Annotated in this window: 20 protein-coding genes and 1 other RNA gene; 7 read left to right on the top strand and 14 right to left on the bottom strand. The window is 39.6% G+C overall.

Annotated elements, in window-relative coordinates:
* Positions 1-33: 33 nt before the first annotated feature.
* From M1F05_RS13505 to M1F05_RS13475, 7 genes are all read right to left on the bottom strand, one after another.
* A complete protein-coding gene (locus M1F05_RS13505) occupies positions 34-522 on the bottom strand; it encodes a hypothetical protein (protein ID WP_272525777.1) in 489 nt (162 codons plus the stop codon).
* Between the two features lie 142 nt (positions 523-664).
* Positions 665-1,138: a hypothetical protein gene (locus M1F05_RS13500; RefSeq protein WP_318825868.1), complete on the bottom strand. Its 474-nt coding sequence runs from the start codon at positions 1,136-1,138 to the stop codon at positions 665-667.
* Positions 1,139-1,143: 5 nt separating this feature from the next.
* Positions 1,144-1,320: a hypothetical protein gene (locus tag M1F05_RS13495; protein WP_318825867.1), complete on the bottom strand. Its 177-nt coding sequence runs from the start codon at positions 1,318-1,320 to the stop codon at positions 1,144-1,146.
* Entirely contained in the window at positions 1,317-2,024 is a 708-nt protein-coding gene (locus M1F05_RS13490) for a WYL domain-containing protein (RefSeq protein WP_318825866.1), read from the bottom strand. The genes M1F05_RS13495 and M1F05_RS13490 overlap by 4 nt, the downstream gene beginning before the upstream one ends.
* A gap of 212 nt (positions 2,025-2,236) precedes the next feature.
* The gene (locus tag M1F05_RS13485; RefSeq protein WP_318825865.1) at positions 2,237-3,073 is read right to left on the bottom strand and encodes a DUF932 domain-containing protein; all 837 of its coding nucleotides are present in this window, start codon (positions 3,071-3,073) and stop codon (positions 2,237-2,239) included.
* Positions 3,074-3,087: 14 nt separating this feature from the next.
* Positions 3,088-3,513, bottom strand: coding sequence for an antirestriction protein (locus tag M1F05_RS13480; RefSeq protein ID WP_318825864.1), 426 nt, complete (start codon positions 3,511-3,513; stop codon positions 3,088-3,090).
* 91 nt (positions 3,514-3,604) lie between these two features.
* Complete coding sequence (locus M1F05_RS13475) at positions 3,605-4,477, bottom strand: GTPase family protein (RefSeq protein WP_318825863.1); 873 nt, start codon at positions 4,475-4,477, stop codon at positions 3,605-3,607.
* 174 nt (positions 4,478-4,651) lie between these two features.
* Between M1F05_RS13475 and M1F05_RS13470 the strand changes: the two genes are divergently transcribed.
* The 3 genes from M1F05_RS13470 to M1F05_RS13460 all read left to right on the top strand — a co-directional run bounded on the left by M1F05_RS13470 (position 4,652) and on the right by M1F05_RS13460 (position 7,804).
* Positions 4,652-5,302 carry a hypothetical protein gene (locus tag M1F05_RS13470; protein WP_318825862.1) on the top strand — a complete coding sequence of 217 codons (651 nt, stop codon included), beginning with the start codon at positions 4,652-4,654 and terminating at the stop codon, positions 5,300-5,302.
* Positions 5,303-5,571: 269 nt separating this feature from the next.
* Positions 5,572-6,009 carry a hypothetical protein gene (locus M1F05_RS13465; RefSeq protein ID WP_318825861.1) on the top strand — a complete coding sequence of 146 codons (438 nt, stop codon included), beginning with the start codon at positions 5,572-5,574 and terminating at the stop codon, positions 6,007-6,009.
* Positions 6,010-6,370: 361 nt separating this feature from the next.
* Positions 6,371-7,804, top strand: a complete 1,434-nt coding sequence (locus M1F05_RS13460; RefSeq protein ID WP_318825860.1) for a DNA translocase FtsK — start codon at positions 6,371-6,373, stop codon at positions 7,802-7,804.
* Positions 7,805-7,852: 48 nt separating this feature from the next.
* Here M1F05_RS13460 and M1F05_RS13455 read toward each other — a convergent pair whose 3' ends face one another.
* The 4 genes from M1F05_RS13455 to M1F05_RS13440 form a co-directional block, all read right to left on the bottom strand.
* On the bottom strand, positions 7,853-8,470 hold the full coding sequence (locus M1F05_RS13455) for an inovirus Gp2 family protein (protein WP_318825859.1): 618 nt from the start codon (positions 8,468-8,470) through the stop codon (positions 7,853-7,855).
* Between the two features lie 296 nt (positions 8,471-8,766).
* Positions 8,767-9,351: a helix-turn-helix domain-containing protein gene (locus M1F05_RS13450; protein WP_318825858.1), complete on the bottom strand. Its 585-nt coding sequence runs from the start codon at positions 9,349-9,351 to the stop codon at positions 8,767-8,769.
* 39 nt (positions 9,352-9,390) lie between these two features.
* The gene (locus tag M1F05_RS13445) at positions 9,391-10,128 is read right to left on the bottom strand and encodes a hypothetical protein (RefSeq protein WP_318825857.1); all 738 of its coding nucleotides are present in this window, start codon (positions 10,126-10,128) and stop codon (positions 9,391-9,393) included.
* 163 nt (positions 10,129-10,291) lie between these two features.
* Positions 10,292-10,498, bottom strand: coding sequence for a helix-turn-helix transcriptional regulator (locus M1F05_RS13440; protein ID WP_048608913.1), 207 nt, complete (start codon positions 10,496-10,498; stop codon positions 10,292-10,294).
* A gap of 112 nt (positions 10,499-10,610) precedes the next feature.
* On the opposite strand from M1F05_RS13440, the gene M1F05_RS13435 reads away from it, so the two are divergent.
* The 4 genes from M1F05_RS13435 to M1F05_RS13420 all read left to right on the top strand — a co-directional run bounded on the left by M1F05_RS13435 (position 10,611) and on the right by M1F05_RS13420 (position 19,975).
* Positions 10,611-11,417, top strand: a complete 807-nt coding sequence (locus M1F05_RS13435; protein ID WP_048608911.1) for a hypothetical protein — start codon at positions 10,611-10,613, stop codon at positions 11,415-11,417.
* A gap of 231 nt (positions 11,418-11,648) precedes the next feature.
* Complete coding sequence (locus M1F05_RS13430) at positions 11,649-15,554, top strand: hypothetical protein (RefSeq protein ID WP_318825856.1); 3,906 nt, start codon at positions 11,649-11,651, stop codon at positions 15,552-15,554.
* Between the two features lie 349 nt (positions 15,555-15,903).
* Positions 15,904-17,943, top strand: a complete 2,040-nt coding sequence (locus M1F05_RS13425) for an ATP-dependent nuclease (protein ID WP_048608908.1) — start codon at positions 15,904-15,906, stop codon at positions 17,941-17,943.
* Positions 17,933-19,975, top strand: coding sequence for a UvrD-helicase domain-containing protein (locus M1F05_RS13420; protein WP_048608906.1), 2,043 nt, complete (start codon positions 17,933-17,935; stop codon positions 19,973-19,975). Before M1F05_RS13425 ends, M1F05_RS13420 begins: the two co-directional genes overlap by 11 nt.
* A gap of 96 nt (positions 19,976-20,071) precedes the next feature.
* On the opposite strand, the gene M1F05_RS13415 is transcribed toward M1F05_RS13420, so the two are convergent.
* The 3 genes from M1F05_RS13415 to smpB all read right to left on the bottom strand — a co-directional run bounded on the left by M1F05_RS13415 (position 20,072) and on the right by smpB (position 22,391).
* On the bottom strand, positions 20,072-21,313 hold the full coding sequence (locus tag M1F05_RS13415) for an integrase (protein ID WP_197268987.1): 1,242 nt from the start codon (positions 21,311-21,313) through the stop codon (positions 20,072-20,074).
* A 183-nt stretch (positions 21,314-21,496) separates the two neighbouring features.
* Positions 21,497-21,860: a transfer-messenger RNA gene (gene ssrA, locus M1F05_RS13410) on the bottom strand.
* Between the two features lie 48 nt (positions 21,861-21,908).
* Positions 21,909-22,391, bottom strand: a complete 483-nt coding sequence (gene smpB / locus M1F05_RS13405) for an SsrA-binding protein SmpB (RefSeq protein ID WP_206082532.1) — start codon at positions 22,389-22,391, stop codon at positions 21,909-21,911.
* Positions 22,392-22,421 lie beyond the last annotated feature (30 nt).

Raw genomic sequence — 22,421 nt, 5'->3', positions numbered from 1 at the left:
CGCTACCACAAGTAACGGTAGCGAGAATGTTTTTTATTGTTGGTTGGTTTGCAATCCGCCTTTAGTACGGTCTTTTTCTTTCCAGCGCGGTCGGTTCTTGCCTGAGAACTCTTTTTGCATACTCCAATACCCAATGGGGTAACGGGCCACAATCGTCCCGCCAACACCAATATCGACCGAAGAGTACTGACCATTATTAATGGTTCCTTTTTGGACGTAGGCATTAGGGCTACAAGTCCCTGTATCGCGTTGTTGCCAGTTTCCGTCAGTTCTTGCCACGATATAAAAATCACCAAATGCGCAACCTGACGCAGATTTATGATTCAGTACAGCAACATAATGCTTGGTTGAGCCCACAATCCTACAAGTACTATTCTGGCTTCCACACACTTGCCATAAGGTTTTACCGCCATCACCTTTATATTCCCAAATGGTATTTTTAGGGGGCTGGCTGGTGGCAGAGGCGGGGGATGTCATCAACCACAGTGAGGCCAATACAGTTACAACTACATATTTTTTCATTATAAATTCCTATCAACATAAATAGAAACGTCAGATTGACGCTTGATGAACACCGTCTAATGGGTGCTTGGTTTTCCCTGATATGGCGTATTCGGTGGTTATCTGGTGAATAAGACATTCACAACAAAATTGCTGATCATGGTTAATGTGATGGTTGACGATTTAGCCGCACTGAAACCCAGTGACGAATTCGTCGATGAAGATAAAAGGCAATACCAGTGGCGATAAGCAAATCAACCAGCAATATCGTGGTGGCGATACCTTCAGTAAAACCGTATAGCCAACCGGATGACATGATAATCAGTAGGCTAGAGAGGGCTAATCCGATAATGATGGTAGAGATAATGGCAATTAATTTGGGGTTGAAATGGATTCTATAATCAATCCCCTTAAAGGCACTTAAAACCCACAAGCCTAATTGCGCCAAGAGTTGTGGGATAAGCAAAGCCGAAATATATAAAACGAAGTACATCAATGTGATCCCATACGGGTTCATGATGAGAGCGATAAGCTGGAAGTGTGTTAACAATACGCCAGTGATCCAAAGGCATAACAAAATACTGATAACAATAGCGATGCGTTCTAAACCCAATTGTAAGTGTGAAACGATGTTCATATTTTTTAAGCTTCCTTATGTGATGATGAATTCACGATGTAATGGTTATTTTGAATAGGCATGGCCCATTCATGACCGCAATCGCGGCACATCCAGCCCGCGCCCCATGCAATGATGTCTTGCTCAGAAGAACAGTGGGGGCAATGTGTGGGATGCGATGCTGGTGGGGCTAATAACGTCATGGTCGGCTCCTTTCTTTGTGTGATGGAAGAGAGGTAAGTAACTGTGATATCAATCGAAAATGCGGTAAGGCCGCGATAAAACTGTTTTGTTGTGACAACTGCATCACTGTATGTTTCGGTGTGAAAGGGATATTGAGTGATTGAACTTGTTGGATATCCTCTAACAACAAGACATGCACTTGCTGGTGGTATTCAGCCAGCAAATACCACTGACCTTCACGGTAAATTAGTTGATAGGGTTGTAGCGGATTAAAACGACGTTCAGGCGTAAGTAAGCTAATAGATTGCTTACTGGTAATGGCATACACCAATTGATAGAAATGGTCGGCATGTAAAGCAGAAATCTTATGGGCGTAATGCCAAATCAAACAAGGTGCATGAGGCTGCTGGGTTAACAGTAACCCGAGTAAGCGACTGTCTAGCCCCGGAAACAACCGAGTCATCCCAATCTGTTTCACAAAGGTCAGAACATCTTTGTCTCGATAAGCTTTTAGCGTATTGATAGGCAAGCGATAACAACCTTGCCGACCTTCTACCCCCAAATAAGCCAAGCGTTCACGTAAATCGCGCTGTAACGTGCGTTCAGAAACATTGAACTCTTGGGCTAAACATGAGAGCACTAGGCTTTCGCCCGCCATTAAGCGAGCAATCAGTGCAGAGAGTCGCACAGCCATGCGGTCATATTTTCGGTTGGTCTGAAACATAACGTATTGCTCTCAATAACAAACAGTTAGAAATGATAGGGATAAGGGAGTTTAACTTAGGGGATTGACAGGTTATGTCTGTTGGGAAAAATTCTCATTGGGCTTTTTAGTGAAAAATGACTATAAGTAATTCATTGATAAATAACGCCATGCTGTTTATTTAAACGATAGGAAAGTGAGGCGTAACGACACAACCTGTCAGGGCGGGAAAATTAGTTGGGCTGGCGAGGGGCGAGTTGGTTAAATAAGGTATCTGCCATCACCCACAGGGCTTTATTGAGTTTGATATCGCCATCAATCCCATTCACCGAACGAGTTCGGGCACGTTTACCTTTTGCAGTGCGACCAGATAATCCTCCTTTAATCAGGTTTTCTTGTAGACGTTGGTACACTGTCCAGAGGTCTTCTTTCTTATCTTCAACGCGTCGAGGCTGTAGAATTTGCTCTCGTGTGACGGGCTGGAACTCTTCACCAAATCGGTAGGTTAGCGCCGCTTCCGCAAAGGCGTGCTGGGCGGGGGGAGGTAACAATAACGACTGCATGCTTTCGCGTTTTTCAGCGACCTGCTCAAACGTATCGAGTACTTCATACGCCCCTTCAATCACTTTACCCACCACATCCCCTTTATGGGGTACACGCACTTCCCCCAATACATCGCCGTAAATCAGCCCATTCGCACAGACTTGACGAAATAATCCCGGCAACATTTGGTAGCTGCTGGAGCCATCATGGCTATTCAACAAAATAATTTCAGGAACTTGTACGCCTGTAATTTGGTCATGACGACGCAGGCGTAATAGATGCTTGGTGTGTTCACGACGGTTGGCATTACGTACTCGGGTCTGACAAGCAAAGAATGGATAAAACCCTTCTTTTTGCAGGCTGTCTAACAAGGTAATGGTTGGAATGTAAGTATACCGTTCACTACGTGAATCGTGTTTTTCTTCAGAAAATACACTCGGTACAGTACGGAATAACTCTTCGATAGTGAGTGGACGCTCACGACGAATACTGTTAGCAGAGCCAAAACGCGAAGCTAATAAACTCATGATAAAACTCCTGATTAATCAATTAAATGGAAAATGGCAGCGGATTCGGGATGTTGTGAAGCGTAGTCACGCAGCTGATAAAAGCGGTCACACATCACTTCGCTTTCCGTTTGGAATGACCAGATGCTGTACAGGATAAGACATACCGCAATGCCTGCCGCTTCTTGGCTCACTGTTGCTTCATTGCCGTTGTGCATGTTGAATAGGGTTAAGGTGTCTGCGTTGATATCGGGGTAGATAAAGGCACCGCCATTATTGAGCGAGCCGTACTCCCAGTAACCGCCATGATATTCATCACAAAACTGGCCCATCGTGGTGAAGACCACCACTTCAAAGGTGGCCCAGCCTTTTACTGTACCAAAATGGTTGAACCAAAAATCAAGGCGTTGTTCATCAGGGACTAATTCCATTGTGATAGCGGATTCGGTTGAATGATTCATAAGTTGAGACTCCAATAAAAAGAAATAAAAAAGCGCCAATCCCGTTAAGGACTGGCGCTGAGAGTGATAAATAATGATTTAACGTAAGAAGTTAAAAGAACATGCTCCACAGCGATTTAGCGACGGAGACGATGCTGTTTTTGACTGTACCAATCGTGCTTTTTATCAAGACAGGCAGGGGAAGGATGTCTATCAGTGTATCGACGATATCACTGACACATTGCCCAAAATCGTTACGTGCTGAGTCTTCCACGGATTGTGTCCGATAAGTGTTATTCAGTTGCCTAGCCACACCGCTACTGGCTTTCGCCGGTAACGCCTGTATTAATTGCTCTGCTAATTCAGTGAGCTGAAAACCTTCTGCCGCAGAAACCGTCATCACTGGATGATGCGGTTTAAATGCTGTTATCACAGCTTGTTGTTTCAATTCTAAGTTAACCGCTTGTTCAGGGGATGGCTGGTGGCACTGTTCATCCCATTGGCGGCAGGGCTCTATTTTGTCGGCTTGGTTCAACACAAATAGAAAGCGGTTTGGTTGATAACCACATTGCTCAGTGAGAAAGCGATAACACTGTTCATCAGAAGACCATGCCCTATCATCGGCTTTGAGTACCCAAATGATTAAATCCAGTTCTGGCAATAAACTACGATAGAGCTGGTGGTATTCTTTATCTCGCTCAAGGCTTTCCCCCACACCGGGTAAATCAACAAAGGTGAGCACATGGTTGTTCATCGACATACTGAAGCGTTGGGTTTGGCGTGTACAGCCTGAAACATCACTCACTGGCGATAGTTGGGATTGGAATAGTGCATTGATCAGACTGGATTTTCCAGCTCCGGTTTTACCCATCAGACCGATAGTTGGAGAGTAGTTGATTAGGTGGTTGAGTTGGGTGAAAAAAGAGGTTTGGAATGAATAAGGTAGTGCTAATAGGAGCGGTTTGAAGTGAGAGTGCTGAGGCATATTACTCCTTGAAATAAAAGAGAATGATAGTTATTCAAGGAGATAATATATATCTGAGATTATTTGAAATAACCTGTTTAAATGTGAGGTATCTCATCTTAACTATTTGTGTGATAATTTCACTGTTAAAACTTCATTGAATTTATACGCAGTCCTAATCAGGAGAGATTTAATTTGAAGAGCCATGATTTATTTTTGACTGAATGGAAAAATAATTTCGGGGGTAATTTTAATCTTGATGGGCCACTAACACCGAGCTACTTTTCATCATCGCTGAGACTTCTTTTTTTACTGAAAGAAACAAATGGAACAAAAGAAAACATCGATATCAGAGAAAGGATCTTAAACTCGTTGGATAATAAAAAGTCGAAATGGTCCCATGGGCGTTCTTCAGTTCTTCGTCGTGTTGGTTTGTGGTCACAAGGCATATTAAATTATGGTGAAAAAATAACCTATGAAAATGCAAGAAAGAAAAGACTTGAAAGGTTGGCGTTTGAAAAAATAGCGTACATTAACATTATGAAGTCGTCAGGGAAAAATAGAACATCTGATAAAAAGCTTAGTGAGTTTGTTAAGAGTCATAAAACTGAAATTAAACAACAAATAGAGTTACTGAAACCCAATATTGTTATATGTGGTGGGACATTTAGTGTGGTTAAAAATCACATTTTTTGCTCGATGGAGAAAATTAGTGACGAACTGTTTTGGTCGGAAGGAATATATTTTATCAAGTCTTGCCACCCTGCATACTTTGGAGAAAAAGAGCGTGTTGTTTACCAACGAATTATAAAAAATTTTGAGATATATAAGCAGTGTGTGATTTAACAAATTGAAATTAAATATTTTTTTATATATTGAGTCTACTCAGCAGCAGTATCGTGATAGATATAATTAGTTTGATTTAAATACATAATGAATCAGTGCTTCGATGAAGGTGCATTTTTTAGCGATGCAAGGTTTACATGGAATACCAATTCAAATCATACAGTCGGGGCAACAAGAGCAAAATAATTTCTGTTTACTGGGGCGTTGTTCTTGTTGTCATTTGGATAGCGTTCATGTATTGGTCAATAATATTAGGCCATAGAACAGTTATGTTTGAATGGTTTCCTCAATGGACTATTTCTATTGCGTTTGCTGCTATTGTAAGTGTAATTGGTGGAACTTGGAGCATTTTACGTTGTCCGTTAAAAAGCACATTTAAAAATTTTCTATGGTCTGGGTTCGCTGGTTTTATGTTAATCGTTCCTGTGTTTGATGTGCTGACGTATTTACTAACAAACAAAACCATTCGCTATCAAACAGAGTATGAAATCACATCACCGGGACCTAGCACTAGCCGATTTAGTCGATGTGACCACGGCATATGGATAAAAGAAACTTATACAGAGCGGTGGAAATTACTGTGTATCAGCAATCCAAAATCGAAAACTCAGACAAATACAGGAACCGTATGGGTTACAGCAAAAACAGGGCCTATTGGTGCATACGTTGCTGATTATCAGTTTTCTCCTCCTAACTCTAAGCAATAAGAATTGGGCGATATAGTTTGATATAATTTTAACTCTTGTCGCCCAAACCAACCTGATTTTATGCGATAATCTTATCCAAACCTATTTTGTATATATTATCAGCAGTTAGCGTAAAAATAACCAACACTAACCAATGCAAAGAGAAAGATGTGCTCAATGGCGGAAGAGTTCGATGGTTTCGCTCAATAAATGGCGGATATGATTTATGACATCAAAACAGTTTCCTTCCAGTGGCAAATGATTAAGTATATGAAAGCAAGCTGATAATTTTAAGAAGTATCAATTGGTGTGGTGGGTAATAGTTGAAATATAGTTGGTGACCCTAATTTACTGAACTAACACGCCTTGATGGGAGGACTTTATGGCACAACCGTTTATTCATACCTCTGAGCTTTGTTGGTCACCTCAAGAGCTAGAAGCTATGGCCCGTGCTATTGAATCTTGCTTTCTGCAATACCAAATAAGAGGTGAGGTTGTCGGTTATGACGAAGGCGCAACATTTGCACTCTTTAAAATCGAACTGGGCAGAGGGATAAAAGCCTCTCAAGTGACAGCGGTAGTGCCAGAATTGTGTCGTTCCCTGAGCGCCGTTGATATAAAAATTATTGATTTTATTGCAGGTACGCCTTATATCGGATTGCGAGTCACTAACACATATCGTCGAGTAGTACCTTTTGTTGACTGCTTTAATTTATGGAGCGGAAACAATAGATTATCTTCCCTTTCCGTCATGTTAGGAGAAGATATTATAGGGGAGCCAGTTGGTTGGGATTTAGCTCAAATGCCACATTTACTTATTGCTGGCGTGACCCGCTCAGGCAAGTCAATGTTAATGCATTCTCTGGTAATGAGCATTTTATACAGAAACTCACCGGATAAAGTTCGCTTTGTGATGTTTGACACAAGCCAGCTTGAGCTCAGTTTATACAACGATATACCCCACTTATTATTTCCTTCCGCTTCTGATTTCGTTGAATCAATAAAGGCATTAACGTTTTTGGTTAATGAGTTAAAGCGTAGACAAAAATTATTTGGAGCATTAAATCAACGTAATTTGAGTGGATACAATAAGGTAATATCAAGTGCGAAAGAGTTAGGTAGGCCTATACCTGATCCTTTCTGGCGCCCTAATGAAAATTATAGCGATCATCCTTATTTAGACAGTGAGCCTGAAATTGTTGTTTGTGTTGATGATTACGTTCAACTTATTGGCGAGTATAAACAAATAGGGGAAATGTTAGTTCTATTGAGCCAGCAAGGTCACGCGGTTGGTATTCATCTAATTCTAACGACTCGCAGCCCTTTATCCACCAGTATCGGTTCACAGCTTCGAACCAATATTCCTACGCGTATTGCTCTTTCTGTGTCGTCTAGGGCTGATTCTAATTTAATCCTTGATCAGTATGGTGCCGAATCACTATTTGGTTTGGGTGATATGCTATTCGCATCACCGAGTTTATCTGAACCGACTAGGATCCAAGGTACTTATGTGAGTGATTCAGATATCAGGGATACAGTCGATTATTGTAAACGATGGGGAAGCGCGAGTTATCTTAATTTTTATGGGGATGCCCAGAATGGAGATGTGGTAGAGGAAGAACTTGACCCATTATTTGACCAAGCAACTGAGTATGTTGTAGAAAAACAGCGCGTTTCTATTTCAGGGATCCAGCGGCAGTTCCGAATCGGTTACAATAGAGCCGCAATGATTGTAGAGCAGCTAGAATTACAAGGCATAGTTAGTGAACAAGACCACCATGGTAATCGTGAGGTATTAGCTCCACCGTATGAGTAGCTACTAATATCGATTATTGTATAGGTGGCCTTAAGGCCACCACAAATATCAATACTGGCTACGCCCTAAACTACGACGCACAGGGCTGTACTGCTTGGAGTATTCTTTTGCTAAATAACTTAAACGTTTCATGACTAATTGGTAATCCTCAGAAAATGATGCTGAAAGTTTATTTAAGCAATATCGGCAGTTTTCCGGGTAGTGTACTAATGTGCCTGTATCAAAAGAAGGATCAAATTCGAGCTGTAATGCATTGTACCAAGCTGTGGTGATCATGGCCCGTAAACTAGGCTCGAACAAATTGTAGTCCCCTAAATGGTAGTATGCGTCTTTATTGAAGACTAAAAATACATGGTAATGAGGCTGTATTGCAGTTGCGATTTCTTTTACCCACATATAACGCATGTTGTTTTCAAAAGTACGTTTACCTTGAACCTCTTTACGGTGTTGATCGTGCTTAAGTTTAGCTTTTAAGGAATCAGTAAATCGGGATATAGGACTTCCTTCTAAATAAGGGAAACAGGTCGGCATATCTCCATTGTCTATAACAGGCGGAAAGTGAAGGTCAACTCGTATTACAGTGATACGAGAGTATTCCTTTAAAGCATAATTTAATGTATCAGCAATGCATTCTAGATAAAATTCATTATATTCATTTTTAGACATGAGTGTTCCCTAGGATAATATTAATTTACCCTTTTAATATGATTAAAGTAATTTCGGGATAAAGCAAAGGATCTGCGTTATCCCTTTTTGTATGATTTAGTTAATAAGGTTTAAAATAGATTTTATTAAATCGGATATCATCTCCTCGGTGTTTTTATATAATGAGTTCCTTCTATAGTCTTTATTGTTTGCTAGCTATGATAGATGTTATATATAATACCTATCCAACACGAAAAATATATTTAGAGTCGCACTGTAATTGCATTTTCTATTAATTAATCACTCTGGAGTTAGTCCTATTCGAAAATATTTTTATTCCAGTGGCGCTTTATAGTTGAAAGACTAATGTTAAGTTTATTTGCTATCTCGCGTTGTTTATATCCCTTGCACCTTAGCTCGTAAATATAATCCTTATACTTACTTCCTGCTGGTCGACCTAATGACTTATTTTGGGATAACGAAATGTAATGTCGCCTGCTTAGATTTAGTGCTTCATAGCTTTCTTCTAAATCATTTAATAGATTCAGCACGTCTAGCAAGAAAAACTTCTGTTCAAATATATTCGTGATAGACTGATTAAGGATGATAACAGCCATACCAAGTTCGTGGCATCGAGATAAAATCTGTGCAGCCTGCTGAGTATTATTTCCTATATCATAGAGACTCCTTGTTATTAAAGTGTCTTCTGGTGTTAAAATATGGTCAATATGCTCCATAAGTTGTGGTGGAGGAAGTTTCACATCAAGCAATGGTTGACGTTCAATGATGATATTATCCTTAACATCAGGGCAAAACGTGACAATTTCCTGTGTGTATTGCTCAAGATTTGCTAAGGCATCACTGTCATCATGTCTTACTCGGATGTATGCATATTGGCTCATTTTATTCCCTTAGGTATCAAAAAACGCATTAATGACCTGTTATAATGGGTTTATGATTATGGTGTTTGAGCTTTTGTCTATTCTTTTGTTGGCATTGTTCCTATCAATAACCCCAATTAGAATGCACTGATGGTTTGTGTGATAAATCGGTATAAAAGCCTCATAGGTATGTTTTAACTGTACCTTACTTTTCTTTATCGCTTCTTCAATGCCAAAAAAAACAATATCATTCATCGGTATGTTAATGATCCCATTAAAGTCAAAAACATAATTTTTATACTCAGTGTTTTTAATTAAAATCGTATTTGATAATCCACCTGCTTTATGTAGCTTATAGTGAACATGCCTATCAGTATAAATAAAGATAGCTTTCTTAATATTGGGTTCGCTAATATAGTGATCTAGTTCTTCTTGAATGCTTATTTTTTCTTTGAGGCCAACTTTAGGACTTTTAAATGCATGAGGATAAGCATGTTGATCAATAATGACACCTTTTTCTATTATGTGCGTTTGCCATATATCTAAAAGATGTTCAGCTAAAGAAAATGTAGATGCTTTCCCTTGATAATTCATTGAAGATTTATCAGGGGAAAATAATTTATTTTCAAGCTCGTTAGTTAATTGAGTGTATTGGTTTATCTCTGAAAGTAATGGGCAAGCACTCTTTAATATACTGGATATTAAAGATGAACGTGAAGTTTTATGCTTACAGCAGTACTCATCTATCTGTTTTAAACTGTTTTCATTTTTTACAGTAATAGTTATCCGTTGAGACATGATAATTATCCTCTCTTAAGTTTTGTATAAATAATTTTTAACGTTATTGAATAGTCAATATTCGATAATTTAGGCCTGTTTTGGTTTTACTTCTTTAACTTCTTCACAATAATAAACATTCTCAATAAAACATTAGTATCGTTAATGATAAAATAATGACTAGCTAGGTTGACTCTCGTTGAAGTAACCAATCGTTGATTTCGGATTCGATCCAACCAACAGATTGCTTCCCTAATTTTTTTTGTTTAGGAAACGTTGGGTCATACCTTGGTGATGTTGGGTTGATCCAGTCATAGATGGTGGAACGACCGATACCAATGCGTTCGATTACAGTGGGTAGTCGAAGAATCATGATATTGGATTGATTCATAGTGTGATTTCCTCTACTTATTAAGTTATGTTTAAGTTTGTAATAGCTATTTTATTGCGGCTTAGGGATGAAAAATATGGTGGAAGCAAAAATAATATTGAGGGTGTTTTAAGTGGATGATTTAATTGATTTAATGCGTGTCGTTTGTAAGGCTACTGAAAGTAAACAAGCACAATTTCATGATGAAATAAAAAAAAGAGGGTGGAGGGGTTTACGGGCTGATTCAACGTTAAAAGTTTTAGGTATGTTGAATGGGGAAGATGATGAAGTTAAAAAGTATGCAGCGGAGTTATATGCCAAAATATCAAATAATAAAGACCCAGTAGGTAGTTATCGCAGACGAGTTAGGAGTCTGCATCTTAAATTTAATGATAAAGATAAAGGCGTTAATGTTTATCTTTTAAACAGTGTATTTTGGTCAAGTGTTAACTTTCAATTAGCGATGAATTTTTATGAAAGAAATACCCCATTCCAGCATAAAGTTGTCGTTGTTGAGTGTTTAATGCAAAGTCTAGAGGTGCTAAGTGAGAGCTTTGGATTAGGCGTTTATAGTTATTTTAGTGAAGATTTAAATCGATTGAATAGACAACGATCTGAGGCGGCTAAAAAGGGAATCCGAACTAGGAGTGATGGCTACGCTAAAATAAGACAAAAAGCATGTGAGTTGTTGCTTGAATCGAACCCTAAGTCTTTAAAATGGAAAAACAAAACTGTTGCAGCAAAAATAATTACAGAAGATTTATGGGGGTATATTGAATTAGTAAAAAATAAATATCCACAAATAGAGATCAAATATGATGATTTAACTAACAAAATTGTCAATTGGTCTAGAGATTACGATGATGTCAGAGCTGCCATGGAGGAAGTAGCTATAACCAGAAAGTATAAAAAGAAAAATGCCAAGAAAAGATCTAAGTGAGTATGATTAAATAAATCAGTTTTGATAGTTATGTTGATATGCTATTGGTTTATTTCTGGTTTTTATGAACCAATAGTGTTACGACAGTTAGGCTGATCATAAATTTATTAGTCTTTACTGTGATTGTTCTACTCATTCTATACCTTATACATGCACTATTAGCTCAACTCGATATAATAGTTTCACTTCCGGCAATTTAAGTGCCAATATTTTCGTTAAAAAGTCTAAGCCATGGCAATTTTTGATATTGAAAAAGATGAATTACTTGGGCTATCTGATATTCAGTTAGAAGAACTAATCGCTCGTCTTTCAGAGGCAGAAGTAGCAGCACATGGTCATAGCCCTGCTAGGGTAAATTGGTCTGGATCAATCAATGCTCCAGATGATGGTATTGATGTTCATGTTAATGTTCCTGTAGAGCAATTAACTACAGGATTTATTGAAAGACCGAATACAATCCTTCAATCAAAAAAACATTCAATGCCGAAGACTGCTATTACAAAAGAAATGGTTATTGATGGTGAATTATCATCAACGATTTCTTTATTAGCCGCACAAGGGGGAAGTTACATTATTGTCAGCTTAGCTGATGATTGCTCTCCTCCAATGTTAAAAGACCGTATTGAAGCCATGCAGGATGCAGCGAGCAGAGATCCTAATGGCAGTAATTTGCATTTATGCTTCTTTGACCGTTCTAAATTAACTCAGTGGGTGCGCCAACATCCGTCAGTGATGTTATGGGTGAAAAGGAAGTTGGGTCGAGGATACTCTGGCTGGCAGCCGTATGGGGCATGGAGCAACCCACCGCAAGGAGCGGTAGATACGATAATTTTCGCACAAGGTGTGAAGATCTCATTGCCATCAGGAAAAGGTCAGAATCTTAGTATTGAAGATGCAATCGGACCGATGAGAGACCTTGTACGAACAACTAATAAAGCAATTCGTATTACTGGGTTATCTGGGGTAGGGAAAACGCGTATCGTACAGGCGCTTTTTGATGAAACTGTAGATACAGTTGGAACAGATGCTCTTGATAGAACAATTGCTGTTTATGTTGATACTGGTGCTAAACCAGAGCCGTCGGCTACAGTCATGTTGGAGAGGCTTATTTCTGAAAACCGACATTCAATTATGATCCTTGATAATTGTCCGTCAGACCTCCATGCAGATTTGGCTAAAAGGGTTTCTACTGCATGTGACAATGTAAAACTCATTACTATTGAGTACGATATTAGGGATGATAAACCACAGACCACAGAGGTAATTCACATAGAGACAGTTGGACCGGAAGTCGCTGAAAAATTACTGCGTCGTCGTTTTCCTAATATAGGCGAGAATAATGCTCGTAGGGTAGCAAAGTTCGCAGATGGTAATGCAAGAGTCTCTTTGGCAATAGCTGAGAGGGTGGAAGAGGGTGAAAGTTTGGCTCAACTATCCGACGCTCAATTGTTTAACCGTTTATTCGATCAACGTAATCACCAGAATGATGATTTAAAGGAGCAAGCGGAAATATTATCTTTAGTATATTCATTTTCGATTTCTGATCCCGATGTAGGGGAAAGTGAATTAGAAGTATTGAGCTCTCTTTCTGGGTATCCTAAAAACCAATTATTTCGCACAGTCAAAAAATTAATAGATAGGCATATTGTACAAAAAAGAGCTCATTGGCGAGCTATTTTACCTCATGCTATTGCGAACAGATTAGCATCGTCAGCACTTGATAGTATCCCCACCGAACAGCTTAGGGCAACCTTTGAAGCATCGAACAATCAACGTTTATTAATGTCATTTGCTCATCGGTTAGGGTTGTTACATGACCATCCTGTCGCCATCGAGATTGTTGAAAGTTGGTTACAACCTGAAGGACTGTTAGGGAAAATTCTAGAGCTAGATGATTCACAAATAAGGATGTTGGAATATATCGCTCCAGTGGCACCTACTGCATTGCTTGATCGAATAGAAGTCGAACTTTTAAGCTCCCAGTTCAAAGAAGTAATGCTCACTACTTCCAATAGAACCACCATAATCGAACTGTTTCAATCTGCTCCCGATGTTTTACGTTTAGCTTCTATAATTAAAATTCTGCAAGCATTAGCTTACGAAGCTAGTAACTTTGAGCGATGTGCTAAGCTATTAATTCTAATTGCGGATTATGAAGAAGAAAGTAGTAAAAACGATACCGCTAGACAAAAGCTGACAAAATTTTATCAGCCATATTTATCAGGCACCCATGCTTCTATAGAGCAGCGTATTGAGATTATGAATGAATGCCTTATTTCAGATATTATTGCTCGTAGATCTTTAGGGCTTAAAATGCTTTTAACTGCTCTTGATAGTGGTTTATGGTCAGGTATTGGGTTGTATGAATTTGGTGCTAAGCCTAGAGATTTTGGATTCGAACCTAACTACGATGAACTGGTTGAGTGGCGTCATATTTTTATTAATTTTGCATTGCAATTAGGGATTTCAAGTGACCTTGAGTTGAAAAACTGTGCTCGAAAAATTCTGGCGAATCAGTTTAGAGGAATGTGGTTTCAAGAACCGATGAGAGAAATACTTATCGATGTAGCTCGTAAATTGCATAATGACTCTCCTTGGGGAGAAGGTTGGATAGCCATTCGTTCAGTGATCTATTTTGATTATACTGAACATCAAAATAATCAAGAAGTTGAATCATTACCAGATAATCTGGCCGCTTTAGAAAAAGAGTTAAAACCAAATGAATTAATTTCAATAATAATGGCGTATGCATTCAGTAGCAGTGGGGATTATTGGGCGCTGGACGATGATTTTAGACTAGATACAACTGAAAAATATAGTAAATCAGAAAAACGCCTTGCTGATAAAGCACAATTATTAGGCCAAGAGTTCGCTTGCTCAAGTTATACGCTTGGTGAATTAGGCTCTAATTTATTTTCTGCTGATTGGATGCCATATCGAATAGCTTTTGGTAAAGGATTAGCTAAAGGAACATATGATCAGAAAATCTATTGGCAGAATCTTGTTGATGAGTTGAAGAAACATCCCGAAATTAATAAAGATTTCTCAGTTTTTAAGGGATTTATTGACGAAGTTGATTCTGTAAATAGAGAGCTAGCGCAGGAATTTCTTGAACAGTGCGCAAAACATAATGAACTTAGAAACGTTTTAGTTGCTCTACATCCACAACGAGAATTTACAGTTAATGATCTGAATCGCTGTATGACAATTTTGGATGATCCAGATATTAGGCCAATCATGTATGGTCCGATTTTGTGGAGGAAAGAATATGGAGATTTACCAAAAGAGTGCATTCTTGACCTTACTTCAAGGCTTTTAAGTAAACCAAATGGTGATGATATAGTTTTAGATGGCCTTAGCATGAGGTTACATGACGAAGATGAAGCAATCGATACTCTTGGTGCTGAATTTAGATTACTTGGTCTGAAAGCTGGAATATCGCGACTTAAGAGGAATGATAATGACTCTGGCGGTATGAGCGATTATAACATGGAGCGTGTGATTAATGCTGCTTTACGTTTTGATGGTAACGAATCGGAAAAACTAGAGTGGTTAAATACTATTTTTGAGGTAATTGACAATAGCTACGGTTGTATTTACTCATTTGCAAATGTTATTGGAAAGACTGCGTCATTGATGCCAGACGAATTTCTTTGTCGTGTTTTTGAAGGGGCCGATAGGCAAAAACAGTCACGATTATATTTTATCCGTAGTGATGATAGGAATGGTTCTGCTCTTGAAAAAATAGATATGAATTTACTGCTTGAGTGGTGCCGTACCAAAAATGATAGCAGCATATTTGCGGCTGTAGCGACAGGCATATACCTTTGGGTAAAAGATGAGATTACATCAGCAACGATCTTGTCTGAGGTGGCAATCAAATTATTAGAACTAGCACCTGAACCAAAAGTTGTTTTAGAAGCTTTTGCAGCGCGTACAGCTCCATCTAGTTGGTCTGGTAGTCTGGCAAATATAATGCAATCTAGAGCAGATGCAATTAGCCAGCTAATTACCCATGAGCGTACCGACATTTCTATAGCTACAAAGTCGGTGAATGAAAAACTGATTCGCTGGATAGAGAATGAAAGAGTCCGTGAACGTAAGGATGCTGAAGGACGTGAACAGCGATTTGAATAAACAGGATATAGAAAGTTGCTTAAGACATTTCATATACGGTTCATTGCTCAATTCAATTACTTAATTCACAGGGTATAACTGGCCCTGCTTGAGGTAAATATATTACTCAATTAATCAGGTGGATAAATGTTGGCATGAGGTAAGGCTAAGTAAGAGCCGTAGTCAAGAATTGGGTAAGTGATTAACTGCAATTGTATTAGCTTATATTCGAGCAGCGTAGTACATATTAAAAACTGACGGTCAATATAGAGCAAAAAGGATATAATTTTAAATTGTTTGATAGCCTGAGAAAAAATCAGCAGTCGACCCAAAGCGAACCCCTAGTAATTAACAACGAAGGACAATAATCGTGTATTTAGCTGAGTTAACCATTACCAATTTTAGATCATTTGGCCCTGACGGCATTACAGTTAAATTTCGCGAAGGGTTAACAGCGCTTGTCGGTGAAAATGATTCTGGCAAGACAACAGTAATTGATGCACTGAGATTCCTTCTCGGAACAACTGATCAAGAATGGCTTCGATTTAGCGATGATGACTTTCACAAGTCAAGTGAAGGTAGTTCTGAATCAAGTGAAATTAAAATATCAGGCACATTTAAAAAATTAACCTCCGGCGATAAATCAGGATTCGCAGAATATTTAACCTATGGAGTTAATCAGGGAGATGAACCTATCCTACACCTTACGCTCACTGCAAAGCGCATGGGAATTAGGGCTGGTAGGCCATATATCTCCACAGACTTTCGCTCGGGTAAAAATGGTGAAGGTCCAAATCTGGATAACAACTGCCGTTTATTACTTGCAGCTACATATCTAAGGCCTCTTCGTGATGCTGAACGAGAGCTTTCCTCTGGTCGTAACTCTAGGCTTTCGATGGTGTTAAATTCGCTCGATGGAGCAGAAGTAGGCCTGTTGTTTGATGCGGCAAGTACTGACCTATCTTCATTTAGTTACGATGACATTAAAAAGCTGGGGTTACTAGGACTGGGTGACTTATTCAATAAGCTGATTGAACATCACCCGCATATTGAGAATGGGAAATCCAAAGTTAATAGTCATTTAGACGAACTGCAACTTCATGGCGACTCAATAAAAAGTTCGATATCAGTTAGTCAGAATGGCTCTGATTCTCAGAGGCTTAGGCAACTATTAGAAAAGCTAACTCTAAATGTGGATAATACACTTGGGAGAATGGGGCTAGGGTCAAATAACATCCTCTTCATTGCATGCGAATTAATACTTTTAGCCGATAATCAAGATAATTTTCCATTACTGTTAATAGAGGAGCCAGAGGCTCATGTACATGCACAGCGTCAACTTAGGTTAATTCAGTATCTTCAGAAAATAGTTAATTCAAAAGAAGATAAAGAAAACAAACCACAAATAATAATCACTACCCATAGCCCCAATCTAGCATCAGAGGTTGATCTTAATAATTTAGTTATTATTCGAGCTGGCAAGGCTTTTTCTACCGCTGACGGTGAAACTGAGCTTGATTCAAGTGATTATAAATTCCTTTCACGTTTTCTAGATGTAACTAAAGCAAATCTATTTTTCGCCCGTGGTGTCATAATTGTAGAGGGCGATGCGGAAAACATTTTGATGCCTACATTGGCCAAGTGCATTGGGAAAGATTTTACGGAACATGGAGTTTCTATAATCAATGTCGGAGGCGTTGGACTGCGGCGATACGCTAAAATATTTATGAGAAAAAATCCTGATCAAGATGGAATACAACCTACGCCTGTTGCTTGTGTCACCGACTTGGACGTTATGCCAAACTGTGGTCCCTATATTATTAAGATCATCAAAGACGATAGTGATTGGCCAACATTAGGGAGTGGAGAAGAGAGAAAGTGGCGCGCTAAGAGGGATTTTGAATTAACGGGATTAAATGAACATAAGGAAAAGATTAAATGCAAGGCCCATGGGCAGAATGTTAAGTCCTTTGTAGCAGATGAGTGGACACTAGAATATGACTTAGCATTTTCAAACAATAACGCTTTGGCTGAAGAGGTCTACATTGCAGCTCAACTAGCGATATGGGATGAGGGGGGGAATTACTCTGAAATTACTGATAAGGAAAAATTTGAGAAGGCTCAAACCAAATACGCAGCCTTAAAGGAAGACGCAGAGCAACTTGCTGTAGAGAAGAGTTGGGACATGAATGAAGTTTTAGCTAGTAAAGTCTATGCAATGTATGTCACAGGCTCTAAAGCTTCAAAGTCCATCGCGGCACAGTATTTTTGTGGAATTATCTTGGACAAGATAACTCGTGAAAAAACATATGATTTAAGGACTAAGCTTCCGAGCTATGTTGTTGATGCAATAGACTATGTTACATCGAATCTTCATATTGCTTCAGGGGGTGAGATTCATGAAAGTTGAACTACCAAAGATTACGGATGATGATATTACTTGGGTGGTGAAAGTATTAGGCTTACCCGATGATGCCTTTTCACCAGAAAAAGATGGCGGTGCAAGAGAGCGAATACTTAAATCCCTTAGCGAAACATTGGATGTATCGGCTTGCCCCGGTAGTGGAAAAACAACTTTACTTGTTGCAAAGCTGGCGATACTTGCACGTAACTGGCCTTATCGACGTCAAGGTATGTGTATTCTATCGCATACGAATGTGGCTAAAGAAGAAATTGAAAAGCGCCTAGGAGGAACGGAAGTCGGCCGGGCGCTTTTGTCATATCCACATTACATTGGAACTATACATGGGTTTGTTAATGAATTTATGGCTCTCCCTTGGTTGAGATCAAAAGGATTTCCCATAAAAGTTATTGATTCAGAGTTTGCATATAGTTGGCGTTGGAATAAATTAAAACCTTGGACTAGGGAAAACGCTGAAAAAGTTCTTGTACCTAAAGATGTGATAACGGCTACTAACAGTCAATTTTCTATTGGTCAAGTGCGTTGGGGAAAAGGTGTACTGGGTGTAGATACGAAATCATATAAGGACATGTCAGACTCTTGTCGAGAATCTATCCGAAAATTCGGTATTCATACACATGATGAAATGTTTATGTGGGCAAATGATCTTATGGATTATTCACCTTCCATGAAACAACATATCCGAGGCCGCTTCCCCCTTGTATTCCTTGATGAAGTTCAAGATAACAGTGAGGCTCAATCATCCATTCTTCACAGAGCATTTATAGAAGGTGATGGCGCGGTTTGCCGTGTACGATTCGGGGATAGTGATCAAGAAATATTCGATCATGCTGGTGAGGTTAACAGTGCAAAAACTGATAAATTTCCATCAAATGAAGTTAAGTATGACCTCCCAAATAGCCATCGCTTTGATCAATCAATAGCAAATTTAGCTTCTCCTTTATCGGTAGGCAAAATGAGTTTGACCGGCCAAGGGCCAAAGGTCGGTTCATCAAAAGATGTAGCACACGCTATATTTCTAATTGACGAAAATAGTACTGGGGCTGTTTTAAAAGCCTATGGGCTTTACCTGCTTTCAGTATTTGATGAAGAACAAGAATTGTTGGATCGACTAACCTTTACCGCTGTTGGAGCTGTACACCGAGATAAAGATGGGTCTGAAAAAAACAAACCCCACAATTTATCTCATTACTGCATTAAATATGATCCAGATATCGCGAGTAAAGACCCAAAGCCTAAAAATTTTTTGCAATATGTCAACGCTGGCCATAGGTTGGGAGAGAGGTTAGCTACAGATGGAACTGGAGGTGAATCATTCACTACAGTTGAACGTATTTCTATGGGGATAATTAACTTTGCTAAAGAGGTATCAACCCTATTCGATCCAAAACCAAGACAAAGAAATCATCGATTCATTTTGGAGTTGCTAAAGGATGACCGTGCGAATTATGATAAATACCTCAACCTTATGAGCTATTTCGCTGTTGGCCGAAATTTCCCTTCGGAGGCTGATTGGAGTACCACATGGAAGGATATTGTAATTGATGTCGTGACTTCTATATCTGGGGTAGCTCCGCAGAGCGACCACCCTTTTCTAGGTTATCAACTATCTGAAGATTTTTCTTCAAACCATATTGGCACTAGGAACAATATATATACTGTAGAAAATGACGGACGGAAAGTGAATATTAAGTTAGGTTCAATTCATTCTGTAAAAGGCGAAACGCATACCGCAACTTTGGTATTAGATACATTCAATAAATCGCATCATTTAAAAATGATTTTTCCATGGATAAAATGTAAACCCAGAAATAAAATTTCTGATTCTGATATAAAGCGATTAAAGCTTCATTACGTTGCTATGACACGGCCTTCACATCTCCTTTGCTTGGCAATGAAAAGGAGTTATATCGAAAATAAGAGTGGAGAAATAAACCAAAAGGAAGTTGACGCGTTGAAGAAGCAAGGATGGAGTAAAATAGCTATTGTCGATCGCACTGGTAGGTGTGATTGGTTGTGATGTAACTAATATCTACTTCTAGCTGTGAATTCAACTAGATATGAGTATCGCTCCGTACTGTTATAGTGCCAACTAAATTTAGCTGGCACACACAAATTACCCAACTAGCGATATCCCTCTTATCCCGCCTTCAATAATACTTCCCCTGTCAGCCTCCTCAATAAAATCAGCCCACCATTGCATCATAGGTCGCCTTTGCTCTAAGTAATCACTGCGGTTATAAGCGCGTCTAACTTCATTTTTATCAACGTGGGCGAGGGCGGCTTCGATAACATCGGGTGGGAAGCCTTGCTCATTGAGTGCGGTACTAGCAATTGAGCGTAGGCCATGAGAAACCAATACACCACCGAATCCAGCGCGTTTTAACGCAGCGTTGACGGTTTGGCTGTTCATCGGTTGGGTAGGCTTGATACGGCTAGGAAAGATAAACTCACGATTACCACTGAGAGGTTTCATTAGCTCTAGAATAGCTAAAGCAGCTTCAGATAACGGAACGGTATGTTCACGGTTCATCTTCATTCTAGCAGCAGGTATCTTCCATTCCTTGGTATCAAAGTTGATTTCATCCCAACGGGCTTCAGCGGCTTCAGCAGGGCGCGAGATAGTGAGTAGCTGCCACATGAACAGACATCGAGTAGATAGGCTAATACTAGCTGTACGCATTGTCTGCATGAGCTTTGGTAGCTGATCAGGAGGAATACTTGGCATATTCTTTTTCTTGGGTTTTTCAAAAGCTTTGCCAATGTTGATACTTGGAACGGCATCAATTAAGCCAGTATTTTGAGCATAGATCATCACTTCGTTAATGCGCTGACAAAGGCGGCGGACGGTTTCTAATGCACCTCGTGCTTGAACCGGTTGTATTGCTTGAACCAATATATGGGCTTTGATATCGGTAACACTAATATCACCAATAGCGGGGAAGACATCTCTTTCAAGTGAACGCCAGATATCATTACCATAATCTTCGGTTACGGTGGACTTCTTCACTTCCCACCAACGTTCAGCAACTAGTTGAAAGGTATTTGCCTTAGCTTCTAAGCTGTTACGGACTTGCTCTTTATGGTGATCTTGTGGGTCTATCTGCTTAGCGAGTAGTGTTCTTGCTTCAAGGCGGTAACTACGTGCATCAGCAAGACTGACGGCAGGGTAAGACCCAAGGCTCTTTTTAGCTCGTTTTTTAGTGAGAGGGCGAATGTAGCGAAATGACCACAGCTTGCTGCCATTGGATTTAACCAATAGTTCTAATCCATCGCCATCATAGAGGACATAATCACTCTGTTTTGGCTTTGCTGCATCGATCTCTTTTGCTGATAAGGGTTTGGTTTGTCTTGCCATTTTTGATGTTCCATTGTTTTTAGGCACCTCAAAAACTATAAAGGTTAACGAGGTGCCTATCAAGGTGCCTAAGATGATTGGATTTAATTAGGTGACATCAGACTGCGCAGGACATAAAAAAGCCCGCAACTCATTGAATTAGCGGGCTTTTTAGTCTTCTTTGGACGTCCTTAGAAGATAATTTGGTGGAGCTGGCGGGAGTTGAACCCGCGTCCGAAATTTCTACATCCTCGGTACTACATGCTTAGTCTAGTCTTTAAATTCATTTGCCAACTGCGGACAGACACGCCATCAACAAACTATCCTGATTAAATTTAACGCTGCAACCCCAGGCAAGGCATTCACGCGATCTCTTTTGGGTTTGACCTCTCTTGATCCCCGTCCTAAGAGCGGAGGCTAGGGAGAGAGGGCTCTAAGCAGGTTATTAAGCTGCTAAAGCGTAGTTTTCGTCGTTTGCGACTATTTTTTTGCGGCTTTTTACGAGGCCAACCGCCCCTCGGCATGCACCTTGGGTTTCGCAAATCCCGTCGAATCCAGAATCAGCCCCAAGTTGTTGAACGCAGTATAACAGAAAATTATCCTATAAAGCTAGGACTTAGCGATTAGAATGTTTCATTATACGTGCTTTATCAAGTTGCCATTCACGTTCTTTGATATCAGAACGCTTATCGTGGGCTTTTTTACCCTTTGCAACACCGATTTTTACTTTACACCATGCATTTTTCCAATAGAGTGAAAGTGCGATGACGGTGTAACCTTCACGGTTGACTTTACCATAAAGGGTGTCTAATTCACGTTGGTTTAACAATAGTTTACGGCTACGTGTTGGATCACAAACAACATGAGTAGAAGCAACGTTAAGAGGCGTAAAGTTAGCACCAAATAAATAGGCTTCGCCATCTCTCAGTAATACGTAACTATCACCGATGTTGGCTTTGCCAGCACGCAGTGATTTAACTTCCCAACCTTGTAGGGACAAACCCGCCTCGAACTCCTCTTCGATAGAATATTCGTGGCGAGCACGCTTGTTCATAGCAATTGTTGCTGAACCGGGTTTATATGGTTTTTTCTTTGTCATAGTGCAATCATTATACTGTAAGCTGAGTCG

Source organism: Providencia sp. PROV252, from assembly GCF_033676005.1.
GTDB classification, from domain to species: Bacteria; Pseudomonadota; Gammaproteobacteria; order Enterobacterales; family Enterobacteriaceae; genus Providencia; species Providencia vermicola.
Note: the sequence above shows the minus strand (reverse complement) of the source record. Positions and strands in the feature narration are given on the sequence as shown.